At 24.9% G+C, this 26,273-nt stretch carries 37 protein-coding genes; 20 read left to right on the top strand and 17 right to left on the bottom strand.

Going from position 1 to position 26,273, the window contains the following annotated elements:
- Positions 1–117 precede the first annotated feature (117 nt).
- Together ACQH24_RS00475 and ACQH24_RS00480 are read right to left on the bottom strand one after the other, a co-directional pair.
- Complete coding sequence (locus ACQH24_RS00475; protein WP_425380103.1) at positions 118–1,101, bottom strand: IS30 family transposase; 984 nt, start codon at positions 1,099–1,101, stop codon at positions 118–120.
- Positions 1,102–1,294: 193 nt separating this feature from the next.
- The gene (locus ACQH24_RS00480; protein WP_425379371.1) at positions 1,295–2,254 is read right to left on the bottom strand and encodes a transposase; all 960 of its coding nucleotides are present in this window, start codon (positions 2,252–2,254) and stop codon (positions 1,295–1,297) included.
- A 325-nt stretch (positions 2,255–2,579) separates the two neighbouring features.
- Between ACQH24_RS00480 and ACQH24_RS00485 the strand changes: the two genes are divergently transcribed.
- From ACQH24_RS00485 to ACQH24_RS00505, 5 genes are read left to right on the top strand one after another with little or no spacing between them, the layout of a single operon-like run.
- Positions 2,580–2,978, top strand: coding sequence for a hypothetical protein (locus ACQH24_RS00485; RefSeq protein ID WP_425380104.1), 399 nt, complete (start codon positions 2,580–2,582; stop codon positions 2,976–2,978).
- Positions 2,971–4,431 (top strand): PBSX family phage terminase large subunit, encoded by a 1,461-nt coding sequence (locus ACQH24_RS00490; protein WP_425380105.1) that lies wholly within the window; start codon positions 2,971–2,973, stop codon positions 4,429–4,431. Before ACQH24_RS00485 ends, ACQH24_RS00490 begins: the two co-directional genes overlap by 8 nt.
- Before the next feature lie 58 nt (positions 4,432–4,489).
- Positions 4,490–4,708, top strand: coding sequence for a hypothetical protein (locus ACQH24_RS00495; protein ID WP_252156954.1), 219 nt, complete (start codon positions 4,490–4,492; stop codon positions 4,706–4,708).
- Positions 4,701–6,092, top strand: coding sequence for a hypothetical protein (locus tag ACQH24_RS00500; RefSeq protein WP_425380106.1), 1,392 nt, complete (start codon positions 4,701–4,703; stop codon positions 6,090–6,092). Before ACQH24_RS00495 ends, ACQH24_RS00500 begins: the two co-directional genes overlap by 8 nt.
- A gap of 4 nt (positions 6,093–6,096) precedes the next feature.
- Positions 6,097–8,568 (top strand): hypothetical protein, encoded by a 2,472-nt coding sequence (locus ACQH24_RS00505; protein ID WP_425380107.1) that lies wholly within the window; start codon positions 6,097–6,099, stop codon positions 8,566–8,568.
- Between the two features lie 785 nt (positions 8,569–9,353).
- On the opposite strand, the gene ACQH24_RS00510 is transcribed toward ACQH24_RS00505, so the two are convergent.
- Positions 9,354–9,881 (bottom strand): lipoprotein, encoded by a 528-nt coding sequence (locus ACQH24_RS00510; protein WP_425380108.1) that lies wholly within the window; start codon positions 9,879–9,881, stop codon positions 9,354–9,356.
- Positions 9,882–10,212: 331 nt separating this feature from the next.
- Between ACQH24_RS00510 and ACQH24_RS00515 the strand changes: the two genes are divergently transcribed.
- The 10 genes from ACQH24_RS00515 (at position 10,213) to ACQH24_RS00560 (ending at position 15,678) form a co-directional block, all read left to right on the top strand.
- On the top strand, positions 10,213–10,674 hold the full coding sequence (locus ACQH24_RS00515; protein ID WP_425380048.1) for a hypothetical protein: 462 nt from the start codon (positions 10,213–10,215) through the stop codon (positions 10,672–10,674).
- A gap of 15 nt (positions 10,675–10,689) precedes the next feature.
- Positions 10,690–11,778, top strand: a complete 1,089-nt coding sequence (locus ACQH24_RS00520) for a hypothetical protein (RefSeq protein WP_425380109.1) — start codon at positions 10,690–10,692, stop codon at positions 11,776–11,778.
- Entirely contained in the window at positions 11,741–12,406 is a 666-nt protein-coding gene (locus ACQH24_RS00525; RefSeq protein ID WP_425380110.1) for a hypothetical protein, read from the top strand. The genes ACQH24_RS00520 and ACQH24_RS00525 overlap by 38 nt, the downstream gene beginning before the upstream one ends.
- A 43-nt stretch (positions 12,407–12,449) precedes the next feature.
- The gene (locus ACQH24_RS00530) at positions 12,450–12,971 is read left to right on the top strand and encodes a hypothetical protein (protein ID WP_425380111.1); all 522 of its coding nucleotides are present in this window, start codon (positions 12,450–12,452) and stop codon (positions 12,969–12,971) included.
- Positions 12,922–13,347 (top strand): hypothetical protein, encoded by a 426-nt coding sequence (locus ACQH24_RS00535; RefSeq protein WP_425380112.1) that lies wholly within the window; start codon positions 12,922–12,924, stop codon positions 13,345–13,347. Before ACQH24_RS00530 ends, ACQH24_RS00535 begins: the two co-directional genes overlap by 50 nt.
- On the top strand, positions 13,337–14,422 hold the full coding sequence (locus ACQH24_RS00540; RefSeq protein WP_425380113.1) for a hypothetical protein: 1,086 nt from the start codon (positions 13,337–13,339) through the stop codon (positions 14,420–14,422). The genes ACQH24_RS00535 and ACQH24_RS00540 overlap by 11 nt, the downstream gene beginning before the upstream one ends.
- Positions 14,423–14,496: 74 nt before the next feature.
- A complete protein-coding gene (locus ACQH24_RS00545; RefSeq protein WP_425380114.1) occupies positions 14,497–14,661 on the top strand; it encodes a hypothetical protein in 165 nt (54 codons plus the stop codon).
- 2 nt (positions 14,662–14,663) lie between these two features.
- Positions 14,664–14,843: a hypothetical protein gene (locus ACQH24_RS00550; protein ID WP_425380115.1), complete on the top strand. Its 180-nt coding sequence runs from the start codon at positions 14,664–14,666 to the stop codon at positions 14,841–14,843.
- Positions 14,844–14,855: 12 nt separating this feature from the next.
- Positions 14,856–15,272, top strand: a complete 417-nt coding sequence (locus ACQH24_RS00555) for a hypothetical protein (RefSeq protein ID WP_425380116.1) — start codon at positions 14,856–14,858, stop codon at positions 15,270–15,272.
- 118 nt (positions 15,273–15,390) lie between these two features.
- On the top strand, positions 15,391–15,678 hold the full coding sequence (locus ACQH24_RS00560) for a hypothetical protein (RefSeq protein ID WP_425380117.1): 288 nt from the start codon (positions 15,391–15,393) through the stop codon (positions 15,676–15,678).
- 18 nt (positions 15,679–15,696) lie between these two features.
- Here the strand turns inward: ACQH24_RS00560 and ACQH24_RS00565 are convergent, their stop codons facing one another.
- From ACQH24_RS00565 to ACQH24_RS00625, 13 genes are all read right to left on the bottom strand, one after another.
- Complete coding sequence (locus tag ACQH24_RS00565; protein ID WP_425380118.1) at positions 15,697–15,879, bottom strand: hypothetical protein; 183 nt, start codon at positions 15,877–15,879, stop codon at positions 15,697–15,699.
- Positions 15,872–16,099: a pentapeptide repeat-containing protein gene (locus ACQH24_RS00570; RefSeq protein ID WP_425380119.1), complete on the bottom strand. Its 228-nt coding sequence runs from the start codon at positions 16,097–16,099 to the stop codon at positions 15,872–15,874. The genes ACQH24_RS00565 and ACQH24_RS00570 overlap by 8 nt, the downstream gene beginning before the upstream one ends.
- Positions 16,092–16,271, bottom strand: a complete 180-nt coding sequence (locus tag ACQH24_RS00575) for a hypothetical protein (RefSeq protein WP_425380120.1) — start codon at positions 16,269–16,271, stop codon at positions 16,092–16,094. The genes ACQH24_RS00570 and ACQH24_RS00575 overlap by 8 nt, the downstream gene beginning before the upstream one ends.
- Complete coding sequence (locus ACQH24_RS00580; protein ID WP_425380121.1) at positions 16,271–16,930, bottom strand: ERF family protein; 660 nt, start codon at positions 16,928–16,930, stop codon at positions 16,271–16,273. Before ACQH24_RS00580 ends, ACQH24_RS00575 begins: the two co-directional genes overlap by 1 nt.
- Before the next feature lie 79 nt (positions 16,931–17,009).
- Complete coding sequence (locus ACQH24_RS00585; protein ID WP_425380122.1) at positions 17,010–17,567, bottom strand: hypothetical protein; 558 nt, start codon at positions 17,565–17,567, stop codon at positions 17,010–17,012.
- A complete protein-coding gene (locus ACQH24_RS00590) occupies positions 17,558–17,986 on the bottom strand; it encodes a single-stranded DNA-binding protein (RefSeq protein WP_425380123.1) in 429 nt (142 codons plus the stop codon). Before ACQH24_RS00590 ends, ACQH24_RS00585 begins: the two co-directional genes overlap by 10 nt.
- Positions 17,986–18,270 carry a hypothetical protein gene (locus tag ACQH24_RS00595; RefSeq protein WP_425380124.1) on the bottom strand — a complete coding sequence of 95 codons (285 nt, stop codon included), beginning with the start codon at positions 18,268–18,270 and terminating at the stop codon, positions 17,986–17,988. The genes ACQH24_RS00590 and ACQH24_RS00595 overlap by 1 nt, the downstream gene beginning before the upstream one ends.
- Before the next feature lie 3 nt (positions 18,271–18,273).
- Positions 18,274–18,522 carry a SemiSWEET family transporter gene (locus ACQH24_RS00600; RefSeq protein WP_425380125.1) on the bottom strand — a complete coding sequence of 83 codons (249 nt, stop codon included), beginning with the start codon at positions 18,520–18,522 and terminating at the stop codon, positions 18,274–18,276.
- 50 nt (positions 18,523–18,572) lie between these two features.
- Entirely contained in the window at positions 18,573–18,866 is a 294-nt protein-coding gene (locus ACQH24_RS00605) for a hypothetical protein (protein ID WP_425380126.1), read from the bottom strand.
- Entirely contained in the window at positions 18,866–19,060 is a 195-nt protein-coding gene (locus ACQH24_RS00610) for a hypothetical protein (protein ID WP_425380127.1), read from the bottom strand. Before ACQH24_RS00610 ends, ACQH24_RS00605 begins: the two co-directional genes overlap by 1 nt.
- 160 nt (positions 19,061–19,220) lie before the next feature.
- Positions 19,221–19,637 carry a hypothetical protein gene (locus ACQH24_RS00615; RefSeq protein ID WP_425380128.1) on the bottom strand — a complete coding sequence of 139 codons (417 nt, stop codon included), beginning with the start codon at positions 19,635–19,637 and terminating at the stop codon, positions 19,221–19,223.
- Between the two features lie 15 nt (positions 19,638–19,652).
- Positions 19,653–19,778, bottom strand: a complete 126-nt coding sequence (locus ACQH24_RS00620; RefSeq protein WP_425380129.1) for a hypothetical protein — start codon at positions 19,776–19,778, stop codon at positions 19,653–19,655.
- Between the two features lie 220 nt (positions 19,779–19,998).
- A complete protein-coding gene (locus tag ACQH24_RS00625; RefSeq protein WP_425380130.1) occupies positions 19,999–20,232 on the bottom strand; it encodes a hypothetical protein in 234 nt (77 codons plus the stop codon).
- A 169-nt stretch (positions 20,233–20,401) separates the two neighbouring features.
- Here ACQH24_RS00625 and ACQH24_RS00630 point away from each other — a divergent pair, with 169 nt between their 5' ends.
- On the top strand, positions 20,402–21,190 hold the full coding sequence (locus tag ACQH24_RS00630; protein ID WP_425380131.1) for a DUF3137 domain-containing protein: 789 nt from the start codon (positions 20,402–20,404) through the stop codon (positions 21,188–21,190).
- Between the two features lie 43 nt (positions 21,191–21,233).
- Here ACQH24_RS00630 and ACQH24_RS00635 read toward each other — a convergent pair whose 3' ends face one another.
- A complete protein-coding gene (locus tag ACQH24_RS00635) occupies positions 21,234–21,728 on the bottom strand; it encodes a hypothetical protein (protein WP_425380132.1) in 495 nt (164 codons plus the stop codon).
- Between the two features lie 110 nt (positions 21,729–21,838).
- On the opposite strand from ACQH24_RS00635, the gene ACQH24_RS00640 reads away from it, so the two are divergent.
- The 4 genes from ACQH24_RS00640 (at position 21,839) to ACQH24_RS00655 (ending at position 26,235) form a co-directional block, all read left to right on the top strand.
- The gene (locus ACQH24_RS00640) at positions 21,839–22,300 is read left to right on the top strand and encodes a type I phosphomannose isomerase catalytic subunit (protein ID WP_425380133.1); all 462 of its coding nucleotides are present in this window, start codon (positions 21,839–21,841) and stop codon (positions 22,298–22,300) included.
- 26 nt (positions 22,301–22,326) lie between these two features.
- The gene (locus tag ACQH24_RS00645) at positions 22,327–22,746 is read left to right on the top strand and encodes a hypothetical protein (RefSeq protein ID WP_425380134.1); all 420 of its coding nucleotides are present in this window, start codon (positions 22,327–22,329) and stop codon (positions 22,744–22,746) included.
- Positions 22,747–22,939: 193 nt separating this feature from the next.
- Positions 22,940–23,899: a transposase gene (locus tag ACQH24_RS00650; RefSeq protein WP_425379704.1), complete on the top strand. Its 960-nt coding sequence runs from the start codon at positions 22,940–22,942 to the stop codon at positions 23,897–23,899.
- A gap of 128 nt (positions 23,900–24,027) precedes the next feature.
- Entirely contained in the window at positions 24,028–26,235 is a 2,208-nt protein-coding gene (locus ACQH24_RS00655) for a PTS fructose transporter subunit IIABC (protein ID WP_425380135.1), read from the top strand.
- Positions 26,236–26,273: the final 38 nt, after the last annotated feature.

The raw sequence follows: 26,273 nt of genomic DNA on the forward strand, positions 1-26,273 counted from the left end.
AATAACATTCATTTAAAAAAATACAACTATTTTTTTTAAAAAAAAAAAAAAATTATTTGTAAATTTATCTTAATTTTAGCACACTGAAAAATAGTTTGTTAAATTATTCAAATAAACTTATCTAAAATTCTCTGAAAATACCTCTTTTGCTGTTCTTCAATTCAAAACAGGCCTTAATTTTTCATTTATAATATTAACTACTCAATCTATTTTTTGTTGACTAACATTATTAAAATCTGTTCCTTTAGGATATCATTTTCTAAATTCACGGTTCATTCTTTCAATTAAAGGTTTTTGTTTAGGTGAACCTGGGTCGCAAAAATAAATATTAGAACCAGTAATTTTTTCCATTTCCTCAAACTTACTAAATTCTTTCCCTCTATCTGTTATTATTCCTTTAATTTTTCCAACTAAACCATTAATTCTAACTAATTCTTCAAGTTTTTCTAAAACTTCATTAGCAGTATGTTCTTCTAATTTCATAACAAAATAATTTTTACTATTTTGTTCAACTAAAACTAAATTACTAGATTGATGGTCTTTACCAACTACTGTATCCATTTCGAATCAACCAACATCAGTGTCTTTATTTTCAATATCTCATATTGATTTAAATCTTTCATCTAATTTGCCACGATTATCAGGTCTTTTCTTTGTTCTATTTCTTCTTCCACCATTTAATAAATTTTTCTTTAACAAACCCAAAAGACCTAAAAAAAATCATTTATAAAATGTTTTAAGACAAGCGGGAAAATTGATACCAAAATTTATTAAAAATCGATGAATAATTTCTGCTGGTGAATCTCCCAAAATATTAAATCTTAAATTTAAAAATTCTTGTTGTTCTTCTGTAAATGTTGGTATTTTTTTAATACATTTCTGTCGTTTTTTATAATAATCATCATGTGCCTCACGGGCATTATAATCTTCTATATTTGTAAATCTATTAATTTCTCTTTTAACAGTATTAATATCTCTTCCTGTTTGTCTTGATATTTCAGATAAATTAAGCTTACCATTTTTCTTTTTACAACTATCAGATAACAATAAATCATTAAAAAATCTTCGTTCATCATATTTTACATGTGTATAATCTTTCATTACTCTATATTTCCTCCAATTCTTTTATAAAAATAGTTATACATTAAATTTATAAAAAAGATAAATTTTCACATTTTTTTAAATTAAATTATTGCTTTAATTTTGTCGAAAACTCTTGATGAAATAAAAAAATCATCAATATGACAATTTGAAAAATAATTTTGTTTAAGATCATGATTTTGCTTTAAATTTTTTAAACGTTAAAATATAATACCGTTGATTGTTGTTTTGGTGTTAAACCTTTATGTTGGTATTTTCATTTTCATAGATTTAAATAATTTTGAATATTAGTGAAACCCAAACCATGATAATGAATTAAGGCTTCTTTAAGACTCGATTGTAATTTACTAATCTTATTTAACTTTCGATAACTAGTATCAGGGTTTGTACTAGTTTTGGTAGAATATAGAGTAGAATTTGTTTGTTTTGCTACTAATAAATATAATGGTTGCATGTCAGAAATAATTATTGATTTTTCTTTAATTAATTGCTTATTCATATTTTCAATAATTCATTGTTTTTGTAATCGTTTGGTATTGGTGGATTGAACAAAAATATTATTATTGCTATCAACTACCATTTGAATACAGCATTTGGTATTAGTTGAAAATGGATCAAGATGAGTTTTTCGTTTATCAAATTTATCTTTAAAATTACCTTTATGGATTTCTTTAATAAAAGTTTCATCAATTTGGATTTGACCATTTAATTTTTTAAATTTTAATTGAGTATTTTCTAATTGTTTTGATTGCATTAATTTTTGACGATTATATCAAGCAGTTTTTGGTGTTGTTTTAATAAAACGGGAAATTATTTTACTAGATTGTCCTAATAATGAAATTTGAATTAATAAATTTCACTGTTCATAATTTAAATGACTTCAATAAGTAAAATGATGACGAAAAGCATCAAAACTAGCACGACATTTTTTACATAAATATTTTTGTTTTCCTTCGGGATTATGACCATTTTTAACACAATGATAAGATTTACAATCAGGACATATAATGCCTTTATCTCTAAATTTTTGATCAATTTCATTTAAACGTTTTTGTTTTTTGATTACTTCTGCTTCTTTTTTTATTTTTTCAGCAAATTCTAAAAATTGATCATCTGTAAAACTGTTTTTTAATTCTGTAATTATTTTTTCCATCAATTATTTACCTCTATATATTAAAAATATACCTAAAATTAGATATATTCTATAAATATCAAGAGTTTTCGACAAAATTAAAGAATTATTGACAAATATATTATTAATTATATAATTAAATTGTAGCAAGCTCCAATTTATCTCTATATGCTTGTATACTAAAATAAAAAGTAAATTACTTTACTTTTTTTATTTTGATGTAAAATATAGATAATAAAAAAAGAACTTGTGAGAGTTCTTTTATTTATCAGATATTTATTTACTCTTTTATTTAATCATATTCATTAAATAATAGCAATTTTAATATGCAAAAAAGGAGTAAAAAATGAAAGAATTTAATCCAAAAAAAGCAAGTTATACTACATTTTGAAGAAAAATTGAAGAATTTTGAAATGATAAGAACCCAAATAAACCTTATACTTTGAATGATTTAACCAATAAATTCAACCTTTCTAACAGATGAAGATATGAAACTTACAAGAGCAAAAAGATAGTTCCTTTACTTGAAAAACAAGTTGATAAAATTGAAAGTGAAATAATTAATTTTATGATGAAATCACCTGATGGTGCTAAATTATATTGACAACGAGCATTTAATTATAAATATTCACTGCAAGAAAAACAGTTAGAACAAGAATTAAACTTAAACAATCAACAGAAAATAATTGTTAATTTGCAAACTGATATTAGAAATATTAAAAAAGAAAGTGATAATAATGCTTAATCATTTTACTTATTTATTAGAAACTCCATATTGATTATTACAAAATAGTAGTATTGGTAATAAATATCCCTTTGCTAAAAAGTTTGAGTTAGTTAATGAAATTAATCAAATTGGAACACGATATAGTGGTAAGACTATATCAAATATTAAAATGTTTGGTGAATTATTAAAAATTAGTTTATTAATTAAAGAGCCAATTTGTATAATTGCTAGTATGTATTGAAGTAAAGATTTAAAAGATAGTGTATTTCAAAATATATGAAATATGCTAGATGAAAATCATATTCCTTATACTATTAATTTATCAAATTTTACTTTTACTTTATCAAATGGCAGCAAAATATATTGTAAAGGTTTACATTCACCAAGTCGGAAAGAAAAATTAAAAGCTTTTGCTGATTTGAATAAATATAAATTAGTTATTGATTGAAGAGAAGAATGCGACCAATTTCAACAAAAAGATTTAAGTGATTTAGAGTTTGCTATTCGTGGTTATCAAAATAAAATAACAATTAATACATGTAATCCTGAAAGTTTAAAAAGATATATTGTTGGTTATTGTAATGAATTATTACCTTTTAATGAAGAAATAATGCGTAGTAAATATGAGCAAATTAAGTATATTGAAAAATGAAATATGAAAATTATTATTCATTATTCTAGTTGAAGATTAAATTATGAATTACCACAAGATAAAGTTAATGAACAATTAAGATTAGAACAATTAGATATTGAAAGAGCAAGAGTATGGAGTTGAGGATTGCCTGGCAATACTAGTGGGTCAATCTTTGCAAGATATATTGATATTATGCAAGCAACAGATATTATTCAACCAACTAAGTTATTAGGTGGTGTTGATATTGCGAATGCTACTAGTCCCAAAGGACATACAACAGCAGCGAGTTTTTGAATATATAATTCATTTGATAAAAAAGCATATAAAGTAGCAGAATATACACACTCAAATGCTACTCAACAATTTAAAACTGAATTAGAACAAGTTAAAGATATTTTAGAGTTTTATAACAATCAATTAAATCAATATTTTAATTTAATACAACAAGGTATATCAATTAATGTTGATGATAGTGCTTATTCAACATTACAAAGTTTAAACCGAGAGAAATATAATTATAATTTTGGTCAATATATGACATTTAAACCAGCACAAAAACAAAAATTTAAAGTAAGACATCGTGTAGAAGCATTTACAATGTTAATAAATACTAATCAATTAAAATGATTATGAGAAAAATGTCCTGTAAGTAAAACCCAATATGAATTAATTCAATGAGAAGATAAGCCTGAAGCAAGAGAAGAAAAAGTATTAGACTTATATGATGATACATTTGATAGTGATTTTTATGCTTTACATTTTGAATTAATACCAATGGTTAAACATAATAGTTCAGCAGATTATAAATTATGACAACAAAGGGAGTGAATAACTTAATGAAAAAAGATATTTATGTAATACATGATGAACGTGTAATAAATGCAAAAGACTTTATATGTCTGTTTGTGGACAAGTTAAAAAAAGACTTTGTCAAGAATTAAAAAAAGATAATATCGCAATATGTAAATTAAATTTATATAACGAATATATTAAGAAATATCAAAAAGTTAAAGTATGTGTACAAGTTTTAGCAAATGAACCAAATTTATTAACAGTAAATATTATTAATTATGCACTTATTTTAAAATTAAAGGAGCAAAATAACAATGAATAATACTTTCCCTAGTTTACCAAACTTAACTGATATTAATAGTGTTTTAAAATTTTATAATTATGAATGAACAATTAATTTAGCAAATATTATTGCTCGTCATCAAATGCGGCTAATAAATGGTAAAGATATTTTATTTAAGTCTCATCGTAAAGACATTTTAGAAAAATTAAACTGATGATATGAAACTTATAAAATTAAAGAAAAATTAGATAAAAATGAATTAACAGCAAGTTTAATGGGTAAAACTATCTTTGGTTTATTAGAAACTAGTGATGGTAATATTGATTTATGAATTAATCCTTTTAACTTTACATCACGAGTAAGTAAAATAAATGAAATTGAACAAGGTGCTGATATTTGATTAAATTATCATCAATCAGACAGTGGTTTTATTTTAAATTTAATTTGTACCAAAGATAAAATAGTTATTAAAGGTTGACCTAAAAATAATGAAGTAGTTGTTGGGCAAAGTAAAACACAAATTAAAGATGATGTTAAACCTGTTTTAGTACAAGAATTTAATAATAAATTAGGTATTGTACCTTTTTGAGAAATGATAAATGAACCTAATCCGTTGTTCTTATCAACATCAACAACTTTAAATCCATGACCTACTATGGCAAATTGCTATAAATTACAGTTTGATTTAGAAGATAGTTTTAATATTAAATCAAAAGAAAGATGAGCAAATCGTACACATTGATATGGAGTATTAGATGATGATTTAATGACTGCTTATAATAAAGGTAATAAAAAAGTAATACAAGATGCTTTTGATGATATTTTTATTCAATCAGGTCAATCAGCCGTAGATGGTCAATTATCACAATCTTTACAAGTAGTACAAGGTACACCAACACTAGAAACATATACAGAAGACCAAAAAGCAATTATTGAACAAGTATATTTAGCATGTCATTTTTCTAGTCCTTTTGGTGATAAATCAGATAATGACCAAAATAAAACACAATCATTATTAACTAAAACAAAAGATTTAGAAAAACAAGCATATTTACAAGCATATCGTAAGCAATACTATACAAAAGTATTTGATCCAGTTTTAAAATATTATGGTTTATGAGATGGTACTGGTGAAAGACCTTATGGTTTTAATTTTGTTAGTGCTAGTTTAGTAGATCAAATGCGACAAAATGAATTAATTACTGTTAGATTAGAAAATGGAACAATGGAGCCAGTAAGAGCAATTACTGAATATGATAATATTGATGAATTAGAAGCAAATAAGTATTTTGAAAAAGTAGAAGCATGACAAGATAAAATGCAAAGTAAAGAAATAGAACATAATAATAAATTAATGGAATATGATGAAACTGGTAATAATCAAAATGCTACCCAAGGTCGAACAGAAATAAAAGAGGATTAAAAAAATGAGTAGAATTAACCCCGGTGTAATGGAAGAATTAAGAAGACAAGCCCATGATACTTTAATAGATATCAGAGAAAACATACGAGATAATAGACATTGAATGGTATTTCCTTTTAATGTTTATAGTTCATATATACCTGATACTGAAACAGGTTGAAAACCTAATAATGCTAAGCCAAGTGATTATGGTAGTTATACAAGAATATTTGATAATATGGAAAGTACTATTGCACAATGACAAAATAGTTTAAAAATAGTACAAAAATATAAAGGTGAAGAAATTAATATTTTAACTATTGATGATTTTAAAAATCAGCCCATTAATTCAACTATATGAGCTAATAATGAAACACCTTTTGCAATAAAATTAAATGATGAAAATAATAATGTTTATTGAAAATTAATTGATGGTGCAAACATTTATGATATTAATAAAATGCTAGAATACTTAAATCAATATAAATTAAGTTATTTTATTAATAATGATAATAAAGCAGATAATTTTTATACAAAAGAAGTTAAAGTTGGTAAATATTGAGATGCTTATATGATTGATGATAGAAGTTCAATTCAATTTGGTGAAGCAAAATTTGAACAAGTATTTACTCAACAATCAACAGAAAGACAATATACTTTATTAATTTTAGATGAAGATGCTGAGAAATTAAATATTAATGATTATTATAATTTTTATACTGTATTTAATGATCGTGGTTTAAATATTGGTGGTGGTGATATTAATTCTGCTCCACAAGATAGACAATGATTATATCCCTCTAATGTTATTAATTATTATTCACCTTATGATGGTAGTTTTTTATGACAAGAAATTACATTTTCAAGTATTAATGACAAAATTAGTAATAGTGGTTTATCAGTAAGACAATTTATTCAAACAAGTGCACCTGGTGAAGGTTATTGTTTTCCTAAAATAACTTATGATGAAAAATTAAATAAAGGTATTGTTGAATTAGATGAGATTTTATTAAAAGACCCTGGTGTTAGAGCAATGTCAGTTAAATTTTATGGTAACCCAATTTTATTTGATATACCAGTTATTGGTCGACCAATTATTAAAGGTCAATTTAATAAAAAAGTAATGAATTCCCGAGATTTATTAATGTATAATATGTATCCTGCTTCCCCTGATAAAATTAATACTTATGCTTCACCAGATGTAAGTTGATATAATATTCAAGGTATTCAGCCAACAATGATAACAGGATTTAAAGATTGAAAAGATTTTATGGAAGCAAGATATGACTTTTGAAGTTCAAAAAATAGTGAAGGTATTGTTATAACAGACCCTACTACTACATCAGCTACTAATTCTAGTGTTGGTAGAAATATTCATACAGAAAATAAAGAATCTAAATTTTATTGATCTAAAAATTGAAATATAACGCCACCTAATAAAATAAAAGTAAATAGTGGTAATGTTGATAATATTATTAGTACGCAAGCTTCATCATATTTTAGAAGAAAAGATGAATTTGGTAATACAGTTGGACAAGTTCAATTTGAATATAATAAAATGGGGTCTTGTAATGTTTGAGATATTTTAAATATAAATAATTTTATTAATCGACAAATAACAATATTACCTTTAAACTATACACAAAAATTAGTATTTAATCCTTTTACAATACCTGGTGGAGTTGGTAAATTCTTAAACTTTATTTCATTTGGTATTCCTTGAGGTTGAGTTATTAATCAAGATGAAAAAACTTGACCTAATTTTCAATGATTAAATGGTTTTATGAGTGCAAATATTTATAGTTTTTATAATGATGCATTTTGAGGTGATAGTGCCAAAGGTAATGGATATTTACCTTTTGAAATATTTAGAGAACAAGGTAATGATAAAGTTGGTGCTATATTTGGTGCTAATGCTACTAGTTTAGGGTTTACAACTTTATTAACTGATAAAATACAAGGTAATGTTTTAGAAAAAGATGGTAAACCAACTGAAAGAATAACTTATTCAATTTATAATTTAAAACAATTAAACCCTAAAACTAATAGAATATATTTAATTAATGAATTAATAAGAGCCGTAGATGCACAAACACCAGTTAGTGATAGTGAAAAAGATAATGATTTAGAATTTTTACAAACACCAGATGGTACAAATTGTAGTTATATAATTGATATGTTTTCAATTCAAGCATTATATAAAGGTAATTTTGAAATTATCTTTTATGCTGATAATCCATATACAAATAATGAAGAAGATTTTTTAAGATTATCAGTATGGAGTTTTCGTGGTAAAACAAAAAGTACATTAAATAATTATTTACGAGATATGACAATTTACGAGATATGACAACTAATTATAAAACTAGTTTTTTATTACCTCATGACTATGAAATACCAACATTTAATTACCCACAATATGTCTTACCACCAGTACCATATAATTACCCAGAGTATAGCAAAGATATCTGAGATGGTAAAAAAGGACAAGCATTAATAACTAAAATTACAGCCCCAGCACAATGTAGTAGTAATGAAAATAATCTTTTTGGCAGTATTTATTTTGACTTATTTGATAATAGTTTTAAGAATGCATATTATGAAATTGAAATTGATTTAAAAGAAATTGATCCAACAATTCAAAGTATTAGTAAGTTTCAAGATGCATATAAAACAATAGAAATAAGTAATTTGGCTAATTTACAAGTTAACTGTCTAAAACCTGATATAGAACATTTTATTAATGATAGAGATGTTAATATTTTAGGTGATTATTCTAATTGTGGATTTAGTTGAGGAAAATTATCTAATATAACTTTGCAAAAAGAAGGTACATCACAGACTGATAATATAAATTTTGAAAATACAATAACTTTATATACAGATAATATAAAAATAAATGATATTGAAACAAAATATGCTATTGCATACACTAATGGTTTACCAAGTGGAAATTATCAAAATAAATATTTTATAGATAAAAATATGGAACGATGCAGTATATTATTTCTATTACAAATAACAAAATTATCTAATAATGTTGATGATAAAATTAAAGAAACTTATTTACAAGTATATTATAGTAATGACCTAAAATTAAAAATTAGATTTTCAAAAATAATTATTCCTTTCTTACTTTGCCAACGCTTAAATATGAATAAATGAGGTAATGATAAAAATATAACAATAGACTTAAATGCCTTAGGCGTATTGAATATGGTAAATAATAGTGATGATCCAGTTAAAATTACAATAAAACCAAGATAAAAGAAAAAGAGATTATTAAATCTCTTTTTTATTCACCTTTAACTTACCTTTATCATCAATAATTAAATCAGGTTCCTTAGTATCTAAATTTCAACGATAAACTGATTTTATATAATCAACAGATTTATATCATCAATGAAAAAAACCACCTATTCCTGATTTATATATATTTATATTAATTCCAATACTAGAAATTTCTAAATTTAATTCATATTCATTATAAAAATCAATAGTTATTTTAGGTTTATTAGAGCTTAAATATTGATTATTTTGAAATATAGTTAATTTTCAATTATTAATTTTATTATTACACCACACTACATAATAATATTTATTATCAACTGTATTAAAGGGTTTTTCTTGTGCCGAAATTCATTCTAAGTTATCTCTAATTTCTTTGTTATTTGTTTTAATTTTGTTTTCTTCTTTTTCTTTTTTTAATTTCTCTAATCATAATTGGTCCTCAGTTTTACAAGCAACTAAACTTGTTGTACTTGTTCCTACTAAACTAATTGCTCCAATAATACTTAATAATCTTTTCATTCCAATTAACCCTCTTTTCTATTAGTTAAATTATAACATAAAAAAACTATCCGAATAAGATAGTAATGCAATAGATGGGAGTGGTTAACTCTCACTTTTTTATAACCAATTTAATTATACATAAATATAATTATTTGTCAATACTTTTATCACTCGTTTTAAGGGCTAAATTAGCAATAAAATATATTAATATTAGTATTTTGTATAAAAAAGTATTGTATTGTCAAAATAATAATCTATAATCAAGTTATAGGTTTAATCTTTTACCGTTAAAAAAGAGTTTATGCTGACTTGTTAATCGGACAAGAATAAAAAAAGAGAGGTTTATAAAATGGCACTTACAAAAGAACAATTAATCGAACAAGGTTTAAGTGAAGAGATTGCTGAAAATATCTTAAATCAATTTAATAATGAAGCAAAGCAAATTAGAGAAAGTGTGCAAAAGCGTGAAGATGTTATATCAAAAGAAGACTTTATTAAATTATCTAATGAATTAGATGAATTAAAAGCATTTAAAGATGTTCCATCTACTAAAATTGAAGATATTAAAACTAACTTAAATAAAGTTAGTGGTAATTCTTTAACTGAAAAAATGCAAACTTTAAAAGAATTAAAACCTGATTTGTTTGTTGAAGAACAACAATCAATTTCACCAACTAATTTTATTAAAGAAATGATTGAAAATTCGGTTGAAAATAAAAATGATGAAATTGAAAGTATTAAAGAAAAAGGTGCATATACACCTGAAGAGATTAAAAAGATATCAGATTTTACACTTAAAAACCTTAGATAATAAGGGAGTGAAATTATGGCAACAATTAATTTGCCACAAGTACCTTTTACATTAGAAGGTAATACAACAGATCAAAAAGCATATGTTGATATGGTTAATGCTTTATTGCGTGGACCTTTATATAATGAATATGCAAGTATTATGCAATATGCAACAGCAACTGCTGAACAAGTTGCTTGATTACCAAATGCTGGACAAGCATTATATAATTTAACTCATCGTGTGGTATGACAAGATGATTATTCATTACCAAATGGTGGAACAACTCAAACAATGGGATTAACAAGAATTCCAGTTCCTATTGATAAAAGATTTAATTTAAAATTAATGAATGAAGCTTTTGACTTAGAATTAATAGAACAAAATATTAAAAATGGTGTTATTGCTGATGCTATTTCTAGTGTTGTACAAAATAAATTTGTCAATTTAGAATGTGAATTAATTCAAGCGATTTATGATTATTGTTTAGCAGATGGTCAATATGAAGTTATTCCATTTCGTAGTTATACAGCTGAAAATGCTGATGATGCAAATAAAGCATTCTTTACATTAAATGAAAATTTAATTGAATTAACTAATCAAATTAGTAATTTATATTTTGGTTTACCAACAGATAAAATGTTTATGGTTTTAGGGCGAAGAGCATATTTAGGATTAACACCTGCTTATTTAAAAGTAATTGGATCACAAGCTCAATTAAAAGCAATGGTTAATGGTGAATTATATGAAAATACTGCAATGGGTATTCCTGTATCTAAAAGTTTTCATTTAGAAAAAACATATACAAAAGGACAAGTTAATCGAGATAAAGGTTATAATTTTACTAATGTAAATGGTTTACTTATTAATAAACAAGTATGAGCATATCCAATTAATATGGATACTATTCAACAAGTTTTAGATAATGATACTGCTAACCCTAAATGAATTGGTAAAGTACAATATGCAACACCAACAATTTTATATCCTAAAACATGTAAAATTATTTTAGAAAAAGCACCTACACAAGATGAAATTACACAAGCAATTAATAATTTAAATAAAACTTATCGTGTTCCTATTGATTATGTTATTCCATCACCAACACCCAGGACCAACCCCTAGGAAAATAAATATAAGTAATATTGCTACACCGACAGCATCAGAAAATGATTTTATTGAAAATGTTTTAGACCCTAAAACAGCAACTCAAAATGAAATAAGTAATGTTTATAAAAATTCTGTTTTATCAGAAATTAAAAAAATTAATGATAGTTTAACAGAAAATGATTTTGAAATAAGCACTGATTTTATGGGAAAAAATGATATTAATTTAATTGCTAATAGTAATAATTTTGTTTTAAATATTAAAGGTAAAAATAATGCTGATGGACAAAAAGTAGTTAATATAAATGTAAATAAATTTATACTAAAAAATTTAAGTGATGTAATTAATGGTGATGTTGATAGTCCAACAGAATTTAAAGTTAACGACCCTAAAAATGTAGTAAAAAATGAATTAATTAATGCATTACAACCTCAAATTATAAAAGGTATTGATGATGACTTAACAGAAACTATAACAGAAAATGATTTTGAAATTGTCATTAAAAAACCTGATTTTAATACACAATCAAGATATGATATGTCAGTACCAACTCAGGTTATAATTTCTTTAAATGGTAAAAATTGATTAGTAGGTAATTCAGCAAATGATATTAATATTCAAATGCCAAGTGCTACAAAAAAGTAATTAATTATAGTGTTAAATTAATGGAACAGGTTTAAAATTAATTATGAATTTATTAATTTTAAGAGTTATTACTACAATTTTATTAGGTGAAGAAAATACAATTTTACTTAATAAATTTGTTAATTTAATTAATAAAGTTTATAATCCTTTACAAAAAATTACAAATAAAGTTGAAGATATTTATCAATGATTAAATCCGTTTACTTATTTAGATTTAATTAAAAAAGGTCATAAAAGAGAAATTCAACAAATATTAAGTCAATTAGAAAAAGATAATAATATTAAAAATAGAAAACAATTTAAAAATGAAAATTATCTAAATACTAATTGAAAACCTTTAAATAGTAGTTGACTTGAAAGTGGTATGTTTAATATAACAAATAAGTTAACTTTAACAGGTAATTTAACTATTTTAATATATACAAAAACAGCAAAGAGACCTAAGTTTTATGGACCTTATGTTTATCCTAGTGTTCCAGTTGAAATATGAAAATTATTAAGTAATGCTGTATCTAATGCTGGGACTTTATTTTTGAAGATATTGATTAAGAAAATGATTACCTAGTCATTTAAGAGATTATATTAAAAAACGATTACCAAAATCACTAAAAGAAAAATATCCAAAAGGAAACATTAAATTAACATTACCAACAGTTCAAAAATTACAACAAATTAAAAATTTTATTAATAATTTAAAGATTGGACATTTTAATTTTAATTTTGCTGGTGAAATTAATAATAAAAAATGATATCGTGAGCGCAAAAGTGATGTTAAAAATATTAAGAATTTATATAAAACACCAGTTAAAAATAAATTTTATCAGGTTAATAAATCTATTAAAGTAATTAATAAAACTAAAAGAAAAGTTAATAGTTATAAACCATCTAATTTAAAAAATAAATATCGTAATCAATTAAGGGGTGTTTTATATGGAAAATAATTTAAATAATTTGTTATTTATAACAGTTGAAAATGTTAAAGAAAGTAAACTTTGGCAACCTATTAATGATAGCAGACAATCTGCTTATAATGATAATTTAATTTATAATGCTATTTTAAAAACTAGTTTATGAATGGATCGATTATCAGGTGGGACAATTTCAGATAAAATAAATAAAAAAGATTTATTTCCCTGAGTAAAAAAAGATAATACGGGTTTAATTGAATATGATAAATGATTAAGTTATATTCAATCAGCTTGTTTATTAGCAGTTATAAATTGATATTTACCCAAAGGAGTTAATGATTTAACTGGTAGTGCTTCATTTTCACAAGGTGGTGTTGCTTATTCACAAACTAATGATCCTGATGCAAATGATACTATTACAAGAGATGTTAAAAATGCTTTAAAATTAGCTGGTGAAATAATTGATATTATATCTAGTAAAACAAAAACTAGACCTTATAATTATTTATTAGATAATTATGCTCATCCATGAGAAGAAGAATATAAACATATTAGTAAAAAAACTTTTTATCCAACATTATTATTTTGATTAAAAGAACGATTACAAACTGATTATTCAATAAATATAACTTATCCTATTATTAATGATTTTTCTAAAATTGATTATAATGAATATATTAAATTAATAGTTCCATTTGATAATAATACAATTTATTATGAAGATAATGTTTGAAAAGCAAAACAAAGTGGTAGTAATATTAAAATTGATAATAAATTTATTATTAAAAATCAAAATGATGAAATTACTGTTTCAGATTTAAAACAAAATAAAATAACTTTATTATCTAATTCAAGTGGTCGTAATAATGCTGATTTTAATGCTGAAACAGGTGAATTAAGAGTTTGAGACCCTAGTTTTGGGAATAATAAACAAACAGCAGACTTTGATATTATTGATAGTACAGTTGCTGGTATTGAAAGTACTGATGATACATTAGGTACTACTAAATATTTAGATAAGTTTTTTTTACAAAAAAAGATTTACCAAAAATTCCAAATGAATGAGAATTTGTTGATACAAGTGATTTTGTATCAAATACAAGTATAAGTTATCAGATTAAAGATTTTGATAAATCTAAATATGAATATAAAGTATGATGTCAATTTTCACTTTTACCTTATATGTTTGCAGAAACTTTTAAAAACTTTGATATTTATTGTGGCTATGCTACTTATTTAAAAGATAATCTTTATGGTTTTGCTATTAATACTGATGGTCTTATTAAAATGATTGATGAAACAACAAATATAACTAATTTAAAAATTAAAAGAAAGTTGGTAATTTAATAATGACACAAGATAAAACAACTTGATTAAAAGGTGCTTTACCTTGAAATTGATTTAAAAAAGACCCTATTTTAACTGATAAATGAACTCATAAAGATATTGAAAATTGAAAAATAAAATATATTATTCGTAGCTGAGTAGTTAGTTTTTATACATTATTATTTTTAGCATTAAATTGTTAATTAGAATATGGAATGATTAATGCAATAAAAGATAATATTAATTGATATAATTATGGACAATATTGAGGTAATGGTATTGCAATATTATTAACACCATTATTTACACATGGGATTCAAGGTATATTTGTTGCTAGTAGTAAGCCAAAAGTAGATATGAAAATTGATATACCAAGATTTAGAGTTTCTAAAATTGGTTTAGTGTTTACAATTTTACCTTTAATTACTTTAATAATTTCATTAATTATTATTTTGATTTATAAATCAAAATGAAAAAAAGACCATTTAAGATATTGTTTAGATTGTCGGAATAACACAAGATTAGTTGCTCCAAAATTAGCAAAAAAATGAAATGAAATAGATCATGTGCAAGAAAAAGAACAAAAAACAGTAATACAAACAGCAAATGATATATTAAATAGTAAAAATTAAATTATATATAGGGGTGGTTGATATTTTGGGTGGTTATATAATTTAATTTATAAATTATTTTGTTCTGAAAAAATAGATGGCCACTGTTTGAATAAGGATAAGAAAGGAATTAAATAAAATGAATGAAACATTAATGATTGCTTTACTTGTATTAGCTGGTGCGGGTGGAATGGGTAGTCTTGGTATTCTTGGATTATCTGCTAAAAAAATTAAAAAATATAAAGCAGAAATTAGAGAATTACGAACTGCTGTTATTGCTCACGAAAAGCATTTAAGAGGACCTGAATATGCAACAGAATTAGCATTAAAAACAGGTCAAATTAAAAATGTTAAAAAACAAGTTAAAGTTAATGATAAAAAACAAGCACAAAAAGATGCTATTAAAAAACTAACAAATAGCATTTAAAAAAATAACCAATTAAGGTTATTTTTTATTTTCTAATATAATTAAATTTTCTTCACCATAAGTACTTTTATAGTATTCTCAATATTCGGTAGATTTAATATCAACATCTTCTTTATCAATACCAGTTATATATTCACCACGAGGGTTTTTACATGGACGCTTACCTTGTTCAGATCGATAACATAATATATAGTTATTCACTAGCTTTTACCTTTTTTAATTTATCATTTTTTTTAACACAGGTATTGGCTCCAATTAAATAATCGTAATTGATATTTTTTGCTTTACTAAGGTCTGTTCAACGAAGGGTTGCTTCACGAAGGTCTGCTCCACGAAGGTCTGCTCCATTAATTGAATTTTTATATTCTATTGTCATAATAATTTCATTTGTTCGTTTATGTTTAATTTCTAATTTATTCATTATCTTTTTTCCTTTCATTTACAATATAATAATTTATAAAATGCTGTACTCGTTGGCTATGAGTATATAAACTAGGTAATTCATTTCATATTTTTTCTTGTTCTTTATTAAGATAAACATTAACATTCCTAATAATAACTTGGTGTTTTTTAGGTTTCATTTTAATTGCCATTATAAAAATCTTTCTTTAAATTTAATATAAAATTTTTCATTTTGTTTTTTAATTAATGATGGATCTAATTTAGATATTTTTAATTCATCTTTAATTCAATTTGTCGCTTTTTCTTTAACATCTAAATCTTTATCATTATTTAAAATAAATGTTTTAATATTATTATATTGATCCAAACTCATTGAATTATTAATTTGTTGCTTATTTTTTTCTTTAATAACTTGATTACTATTTTCTTTGCTTATTTCTGTACTATCAGGGTCTAATTCATCGGTTGCTATTCCAAAAGTTTTACATAATCAGTATCTAGCACCATATGTTAAAGCACTACCAATTGCTTTTGCAATATCTGAATTTTGTGCTGATAAAATAATTCCTAATTCTAATTTTTCATTACCTTTATAAAGTGTTAATAAACCTTTTGAATAATAACTAACCATTTTATCATTATTAATGAATGTTGGATCTCCGATTGCTTGTATAGTGTAAGTTATATTATGTTCTTTTAGTTGTGGTTTTAAAGTTTGATATAAATCACTTTCTGTAAAATAATTATATTTATTATATTCATTTCTTGCATTTTTCCCAACAAAAATATTTATATTAGATTGAATTTCTCCAATACTTTCAATTAATGTTTTTTTATTCTCTTGTTGCATTTTCTCATTCCTCTCTTTCTTGTCATGTTAAAATTGCATTTTTTATTTGTTCTAAATCTTGTTTAGTAATATTACTTTTTTATTTAATAACTTTTTTTAATTTAGGATTGATAATAATAAATGTTGCTTTTTTATTATCAATTTTAAAATCTTTTTCTAATAAATAATAAAGTTTTAATTGTCAAATATATCTATCAATATCAATTTGTTCATTTGAACTTGTAATTTTTCAATCACAAACAATTATTTCATTATCATTTGTTTTACCTATAAAATCAGTTGTTCCACAAAGAATAGGTGTATAGTATCTTTTTTCAGTTTCATAATTACTAAATTGAATATCTTTAAAAGTTTCATTATATAACTTTGTAAAATTATTAAATATATCTTTATGCGATTTTGTATCACAATCAATTAATTCAACTAATTCATCATCAAAATCATTCTTTAATCAACAATCAATCATATTATGTAAACAAATACCACGATTTTGTGCTAATTTTAAAATATTATTATCAATTTGTGAATAATCTTTTGGCACTAAAATATTAACAATTTGACTAACACTAGGTATTAAAATACTATACTTATGTAATTCATCATTATAAATATATAATGGTTTTAAATCTAATCTCATAAAATTGCGTCATCATTACTAATATTTTGATTATCATTATTAAATAATTCTTTTGTATCAGATGAATTAAATTCTATTTTTTCTTGTGGTTTTTCTGATAATAATATATCTTTTTTTAAATTATTATTTGTATTTAAAAACTCATAATTAGATACTTGTACTATTCATTGTATTTTATTATCTTTATCTTTAAATGATTGTAAAACACCAGTAATTGCAATTTGACTACCTTTTTGGCAATATTTTTGTAATACTATTGCTTGTTTATTTCATACTTGACAAGGTATAAAATCTGTTTCTTTTTGTGTTGAATATGGTCGTGTTATTGCTAATTGAAATAATGCATATTCTTTACCACTTTGTGTTTTCTTAATTTCTATATCTTTAGTTGTTCTACCAATTCCAATAAATTTATTCATTATTTATCATTCTCCATTATCTTTTTTCATTGTGCTAATGTATAACCATTTCGTTTAGCTTGTGCTTTTAATTTTTTATGTTCTTTTAATTGATTATCTAATCAATCTCAATCATCTTGAATAATAGTTGCTAAATTACAATTTTCATCATCAATATTTGTTAATTCTTTAAAATCATTTTTTGTAAATGTTTCTGAAATATTTAAAATTCCACGCATAATCTTTTTTTGATTATGTTCAATTTGTTCTAATTTTCCTAAAATACTTGCTTCTCCACTAGTCATTATTTATCATCCTTTCTTTTTAAAATTAAAATTATTAATTTTATTTCTTATATTTTTTATTTTTATTATTAATATAATATTTGCAAAAATAAACTGTAATAAATTAGAAACTATAAGCACTAAATTAATTGGATATAATAAAAAACCATAAGTAATTCAACTAATATTTCCAATTAAATATAAAATTAACATTAATAATGATATGCTTGTCGTATCTTTTTTAATAATTGTTTTCAAAGATTGTGGTATCAAATAAGAAATTGATAAAATAGTACTTAATCATCCAATAATATAATGTGTTTCTATTTTAATTCCTCCTTACTAGGTAATAATTCATATTTTGAATTGTCTATTAAACCACAACCTTCACCATCACAATTACATTCTGCATAACAAGTTAAATCAAAATCTTCTTTATATAATTGTTGTTGTTTTAACTTAACAATTTCATCTTCTAATTCAATAAAATTATCTCTTTTAATAATTCAATTATTTTTTAAAAACTCAATTTCTTTATCTTTTTCAGAGATTTTGTTTTTAAGTTCTTCGTTTTCTTCTTTAAGTTTGTCAAATTTAATTGATTCTGTTATATTCATTATTTATCCTCATTTCCAATATAATTATTTTTTGGTTTTGTAAAATATATATTTGTAAGATTATTTATTTGTTCTGGTGTTAATTTTTTATTTTCAACTTCAATTTCATATCGATCCATAATTGCTTCACCATAATTTTGAGCAACTTCTGGGAAATTATCAAACATTTCATTTAATATATCTTTTAATTCCATATTATTTATCTCCATTTCACTCAATATTTTTATCTTCTAAATCAATAATTGTAGTTATACCAAACATTTTTTAGCAGTCATTTTTGCTTCTTCTAATGTATAAAATAATAAAGTACTGTTAATATCAAAGTCACCATTTTTAATTACTAATAAATATCTTTTATTCATAATTTATCACCTCGTAATCTGCTTCTTCATCTTCTAAATAATCACTAATTAAACCTTTAACCTCATCAATTTCATATCATTTTAAATTTAAGTCAAAATCTGTTGGCAATGAAACATTACCGACATATCGTTCTTCATTACCAAATTTAAGATATAAATTTAATTCTCAATTTTCATCATCACTATCAATTTCTGCATAAATAATATCTTTATTACTAATTTTTAATGCTTTATTATTAATTCATTCTTCACTTAAGTAATCACTAATAAAATATGACATTTTTAATTCCTCCTGATTCTGTTTCCCTAATGCTCAATGTTCATCGGTCATGTTTTCAAATGAAACAGGATAACTTTTAAGCATTAATTTATTTAATATTATTTGTGTTTTTTTATTTAACTTTTTCATATAAGCCTCCATTAATTAACTACAAAGTACTACAATTTGTAATTGTTTATATAGTTTTTCCACCAGACATATATGTCTTCCTTCTTCCGTTCCCATTTCAGGGATGAAACGCGCAGTTTTTGAAATTAAATCTACTTGCATCCATACGAAGGACCAAATGCTAAACGCAAATTTAATTGTTTAAGTCACTATCTCTTTTTTTATTGTCGTTTGATATTAGCCTTGGACTTATCACGACTATCGCTTAGTTATAAAAACCAGCGCCGATTTTCATCTTTTCTCATACACTATTTCAGTACTTGCCTCGGCAGGCTGTGGAATAAAAACACTTAGTTATATAAAATAACCGTTCCACTCTGCATTAAGTTTTATAAAATTTAAGTTTTAATAAACCAGTTTCATAATCAAAGATAATTTTTGAATTTTCTAATTTTTGATAAAATTGTTTTTGTTTTCAATTTTTAACTTTATTTAATAAGTCTTTGTGTTTTTCACAAGTTCATAAAACTTTATTTGATACAAATTCTTCGGTAATGAATGATACTTTTTTATAACAATCATTAACATCACATATTTTTTGTTGTTTAATTATCATTACCTCCTTTATGAATTGTTTTATTTAAAATAAAAAAACAACCCTAACAAGAGTTGTTTTTTGGAGTTTCATCGTACATTATACATATTTAAAAAAACGATATCTTTATTTAAATTTTGTTTTAATAACAATTACTTTTTTATTATGATTTTTTTTAATAATAAGTTTTATGAATATTCCCCGTGCATTTTTTACAAGATTACATTCATTTGGAGTACTTTTACAAGTAATTATTTTCGTTGCCAGTTTAGTTACCTTAAGTTTAACAGGATGGTTAACATTAAAATATTGAAAAGCGATAAAATTACAAAAACTTATTATACAGGAATTACCCCTTGCAAAACTTTATCAAACTGGTTTAGAACTTTTTACCACTAAACAGTATCAAATTACCGAAATAAAAAAAGAATTTAACCTTTTTCCGCAGGCTGCAGTGCCACCCAGCAGACAAATTAAACAAGATTACGTTCTTAATTTTAATAAAGGTAAGAATAATTATTCATTTGGAACTTTAACGCGAAAGGAAGTTACTGGTTCGGGGGAAAATTCTGATGTTGTTTATACGCGGTATCCATATTTAACAATTGATGTTAATGAATCACTAACCTTAGTTGCAACAATTAAGGCAATGCGAACATTTTTAAAAATCTTTAAAACAAAGGATAATACTAGTTTAGAAGCAACAGAATTTGAAAAAATCTTTGCTGTTGATGCAAATGATCAGATTTTAATTCGAAAATTACTAACCCCAAAAGTAATCCTTAATTTAATTGAATTAGCTAATAATAAGATAAAAATTCCGTTGATGCAATTTGATGGACGTTATATCACAATTGCTTTTAATAGATATAACGTTCTTAATTTTAATGATCCTAAGGGAAGTTTACTTGGTGTTTTTTTATTGGTAGTTATCAAGAAATTATTACAAATCTTGTTGATGTGATTCAAAAGGATTTAAACTGATTATTAGAATCATTACAATGAATTGAAGTTTATGGTTTTTAAACCGGGTTTTTTGTTGGCGGAATTGGACGGTTTAAAATAATTAAATTAACAGTATTAAAACCACCAATAATGAAACAACTTCATAAGGCGTAAGCCAATCCGACGTATCATAATTGTTTAAGAGCATTATTAAAAGTTGTTTTTAAAATTAGTTGAATTGAAATAGTTGTTAAAAAGAAAAAAACAATTGTAATAATAAGAACAAAACAGTAAAAGTAAAAACTTAAGCTTAATCTATTTTTGTCATTATCATCACGATAAATTTTTGAAAAAATAAAGGGGTTTTTAATAATTAGATAATTAATAAATAACAATATTAAATTAGTAACAATAAAAATTGAGCAATACATTAATTTATCTTGAGCTGATATTTTTTTTTGTAATAAGAAAATAATTAAAAAAATAAGTGTAATCAAACCAAGGGCCGCAAATAACCATAACAAATGGCATTTTATTTTTTTAAGATAGCTACGAATATTAATAATTTTCATTCTGAACTCCTTTTTGTTAGTTATTTATATCTTACTATAAATCTTTAAGATAATATTATTTTTTCTTTTTTTGTGGTTAAATATAAATGAAAAACCAGAGGAGGATATCTATGTATAAAGTAATTAAAGTGACTCCATTTTTTTCAGAACGATTATGAGGGGGTCGTAAATTGGCTGATTTTGGTTTTCAATTGCCGCCAAATGGTTTGTATGGTGAGGCGTGAGTTGTTAGTGCGTTAGACAATGGGATGAGTTATCTTGCAACTGGTTCGGAGCAAGGTCTTTCTTTAAAAACCTTTTATCGAAATCATCCGGAATATTTTGGAACTACGCAAGCGCATTTTCCATTATTATCAAAAATTATTACAGCAAAAGATTATTTATCGGTACAAGTTCATCCTGATGATGAATATAGTTTAAAACATAATAATATGTTAGGAAAACCAGAATGTTGATATATTCTTGATTGTCCCCCTGATGCGAAGATGATTTATGGCCACCAAGCACAGACAAAAAGGGAGTTAATTAGGTTGGTTGAAAAAAAGAATGAAAGCAATTGTTTACGGAAGTAAAAGTTCAAAAGGGAGATTTTTTATATGTGCCACCTGGGAAGATTCATGCAATAACTCCGGGAGTAACTGTTTTTGAGTTACAACGTTCTTCAGATGTCACATATCGATTTTATGATTTTGATCGTGTGGACAGCGATGGTTACTTACGTCCCTTACATTTGCAGGAATGTTTTGATGTGACAACAGTCCCAGATTCAAATGAAAAAGTCCAACATATTATAGATGGAATTTTAATTGATAATCAATATTTTACTTTACATTTATTAACAAAAACACAAGAGATTGATTTGTCATTAGTAAAATGAGGGCAAGTAACAGTTGTCGAAGGAAAGATTATGCTGGGAACTGTTGAATTGGTGGTTGGTGAATCAGCGATTATTGTTGATTTAAATCAAAAGATTAAAATCAATGTTACAGGGAAAGCATTATTAAGTTATATGAAATAAATAGTTTGCGTAAAACTATTTTTATTTTATAGAAAAAACTCCATTTCCCCCAAAAAAATAGATTTTTTTAATTAATTTATTGCTTTTTTATTTTGAAAGAGTAAACTTTCCTTTAATTTTGTCGAAAACTCTTGATATTTATAGAATATATCTAATTTTAGGTATATTTTTAATATATAGAGGTAAATAATTGATGGAAAAAATAATTACAGAATTAAAAAACAGTTTTACAGATGATCAATTTTTAGAATTTGCTGAAAAAATAAAAAAAGAAGCAGAAGTAATCAAAAAACAAAAACGTTTAAATGAAATTGATCAAAAATTTAGAGATAAAGGCATTATATGTCCTGATTGTAAATCTTATCATTGTGTTAAAAATGGTCATAATCCCGAAGGAAAACAAAAATATTTATGTAAAAAATGTCGTGCTAGTTTTGATGCTTTTCGTCATCATTTTACTTATTGAAGTCATTTAAATTATGAACAGTGAAATTTATTAATTCAAATTTCATTATTAGGACAATCTAGTAAAATAATTTCCCGTTTTATTAAAACAACACCAAAAACTGCTTGATATAATCGTCAAAAATTAATGCAATCAAAACAATTAGAAAATACTCAATTAAAATTTAAAAAATTAAATGGTCAAATCCAAATTGATGAAACTTTTATTAAAGAAATCCATAAAGGTAATTTTAAAGATAAATTTGATAAACGAAAAACTCATCTTGATCCATTTTCAACTAATACCAAATGCTGTATTCAAATGGTAGTTGATAGCAATAATAATATTTTTGTTCAATCCACCAATACCAAACGATTACAAAAACAATGAATTATTGAAAATATGAATAAGCAATTAATTAAAGAAAAATCAATAATTATTTCTGACATGCAACCATTATATTTATTAGTAGCAAAACAAACAAATTCTACTCTATATTCTACCAAAACTAGTACAAACCCTGATACTAGTTATCGAAAGTTAAATAAGATTAGTAAATTACAATCCAGTCTTAAAGAAGCCTTAATTCATTATCATGGTTTGGGTTTTACTAATATTCAAAATTATTTAAATCTATGAAAATGAAAATACCAACATAAAGGTTTAATACCAAAACAACAATCAACGGTATTATATTTTAATGTTTAAAAAATTTAAAGCAAAATCATGATCTTAAACAAAATTATTTTTCAAATTGTCATATTGATGATTTTTTTATTTCATCAAGAGTTTTCGACAAAATTAAAGAAACTTTCCGTGAAAGGAGATAAAAATATATGTATAATAAAATTTTTAATGAGAAACATATTATTTTAGATTCAACAGCAAAGACTAAAGAAGAAGCATTTTTAGAACTTGCTAAATTGGCTGAAGATTTAGGTTATGTTTCTAATTCAAACGAACTTGTTAAAGGCTTTGAGGCTCGGGAAAAAGAATCTTCAACAGGATTTGAAGATGGTTTTGCAATTCCCCATGCCCGAATTAAAGCAGTGCAAAAGGAAGCCGTTTTATTTATTCGTTTTAAGGAATCTGTTGACTGAAATGCAATGGATGGGAAACCAACAAAAGTTGCGATTGCTTTAATTATTCCGGAAGCTAAGTCAGGAGATATTCATTTAGGAATTTTAAGTGAAGTCGCCCGAAAATTAATGGATGAAAACTTTAAAAAAGCAATGAAAGTTGAAACAAACAAAGCTAAGATTCAAACAGCATTATTATCTAGTTCTGATTCAAATAATGTCGAAAAGAATACGAATCCAAAAGGACAAAAACCACTACTTTTGGCAATGACAGCGTGTCCAATGGGGGTTGCTCATACATTCTTGGCGGCTGATAAATTAAACCAAGCGGCTCCTAAGTTAGGATATGAAATCAAAGTTGAGACGCATGGGTCAGAAGGAGTACGTAATGATTTTACTGAACCCGAAATCAATCGGGCTGAAGTGATTATTGCAGCAACCGATATTGGACTTGATATGACAAGATTTGGTGGGAAAAAAGTATACTTTTGCCCAGTTACTAAAGCAATTAAAGACCCGATAGGTGTTATTAATACTGCTTTAAAAGAAGGCAGTGTCCAAGCAGTTGGCGAATTTGCAACCAAAGGAATTGGGGCCAATGGACAAAAAGTTGGAGTTATGAAACATTTAATGGCAGGGGTTTCATATATGGTACCAATTGTTATCTTAGGGGGAATTTTCATTGCCGTGTCGTTAGGATTAGCTAAAGCAATTTATGGCCCTAATTATGAGAATTTCCATGGTTCATTAAAAGGAATGGGTTGAATTCCTGATGCAACAGGAGGTACTGCCCATTGAGGACAATTATTCTATACTGATCCATTAACTGATCCTAAAAACTTTTTCTACTATTTAAATATTTTAGGAGGATCAGCCTTTGCATTAATGATTCCTATTTTAGGAGCATTTATTGCTAATTCAATTGCTGGTCGCTCAGCGATTGCCCCAGCAATTGTGGTTTCATTTATTGGTAACAATGCAACTAATTTTTATCCTTTGCCAGGAATTGAAGCCGTTAATACTCCAACCGGATTTATTGGAGCGATTGCGGCCGGTTTAGCTGTTGGTTATACAGTAAAGTGAATTAACACATGAAACGTGCCAAAAGGTTTAAAACCAGTAATGCCAATCTTCTTTATTCCAATTGTTGTTGGATTTATTTATGGAATGATTATGATGTTTGTAATTGGTTCAACAGTTGGATGAGTAATGGGGAAATTTCAAGAATGAATTTCAAAAACATGAGGAAATACTTCCAATGCTGCTAATGTTGCAATTGGATTAGCCTTTGGTTTATTAATCGGCGCAATGGCTGGTTTTGATATGGGTGGTCCAGTTAATAAGGTTGCTTTCTTAGCATGTACAGGTTTAATTGGCTCAAAAATTTATACACCGATGGGAGCAATGGCTGTTGCTATCCCAGTTGCACCAATGGGAATGGGAATTGCGACATGGATTTTTAAACCATTTTATAATGAAGAACAACGCACAATGGGTTCAACAGCATTCTTTATGGGATGTATTGGAATTTCAGAAGGAGCAATCCCATTTGCGGTAAATGATCCAAAACGAGTTATTCCAAGTAATATTGTTGGTTCAGCAGTTGCCGGTGGTTTAGCGGGAGCAGTTGGAATTGCTGATTTAGCTGGTCATGGTGGTCCAATTGTTGGTTTCTTATCGGCTTTAGGCCGTGGGAATGGTGAAACTGGAATTTATGGTTGAGCCGGAGCATGAGGATGAACATTGCTAGCATTCTTATTTATGATAATTGGAGCATTAATTACGGCCTTTATGTATGGATTTTGACAAATTGCTGATAAAAGACGTACTGGTGAAACAATTTCAATGAAACAATTTATTTTAAAAACACGTTCTGATAAAATTGCGGTTGATAAACAAAATAAAGCAGCGAAAAAAGAACATAAAAATAAAGCTACTAAAAAACAATCGTCACACCGCACTTAATAAAAATAAAAAATTAATAACTAATGTCATTAATTTTT

The sequence above is a fragment of the Spiroplasma endosymbiont of Stenodema calcarata genome (genome assembly GCF_964031205.1).
Classification (GTDB): Bacteria; Bacillota_I; Bacilli_A; order Mycoplasmatales; family Mycoplasmataceae; genus Spiroplasma.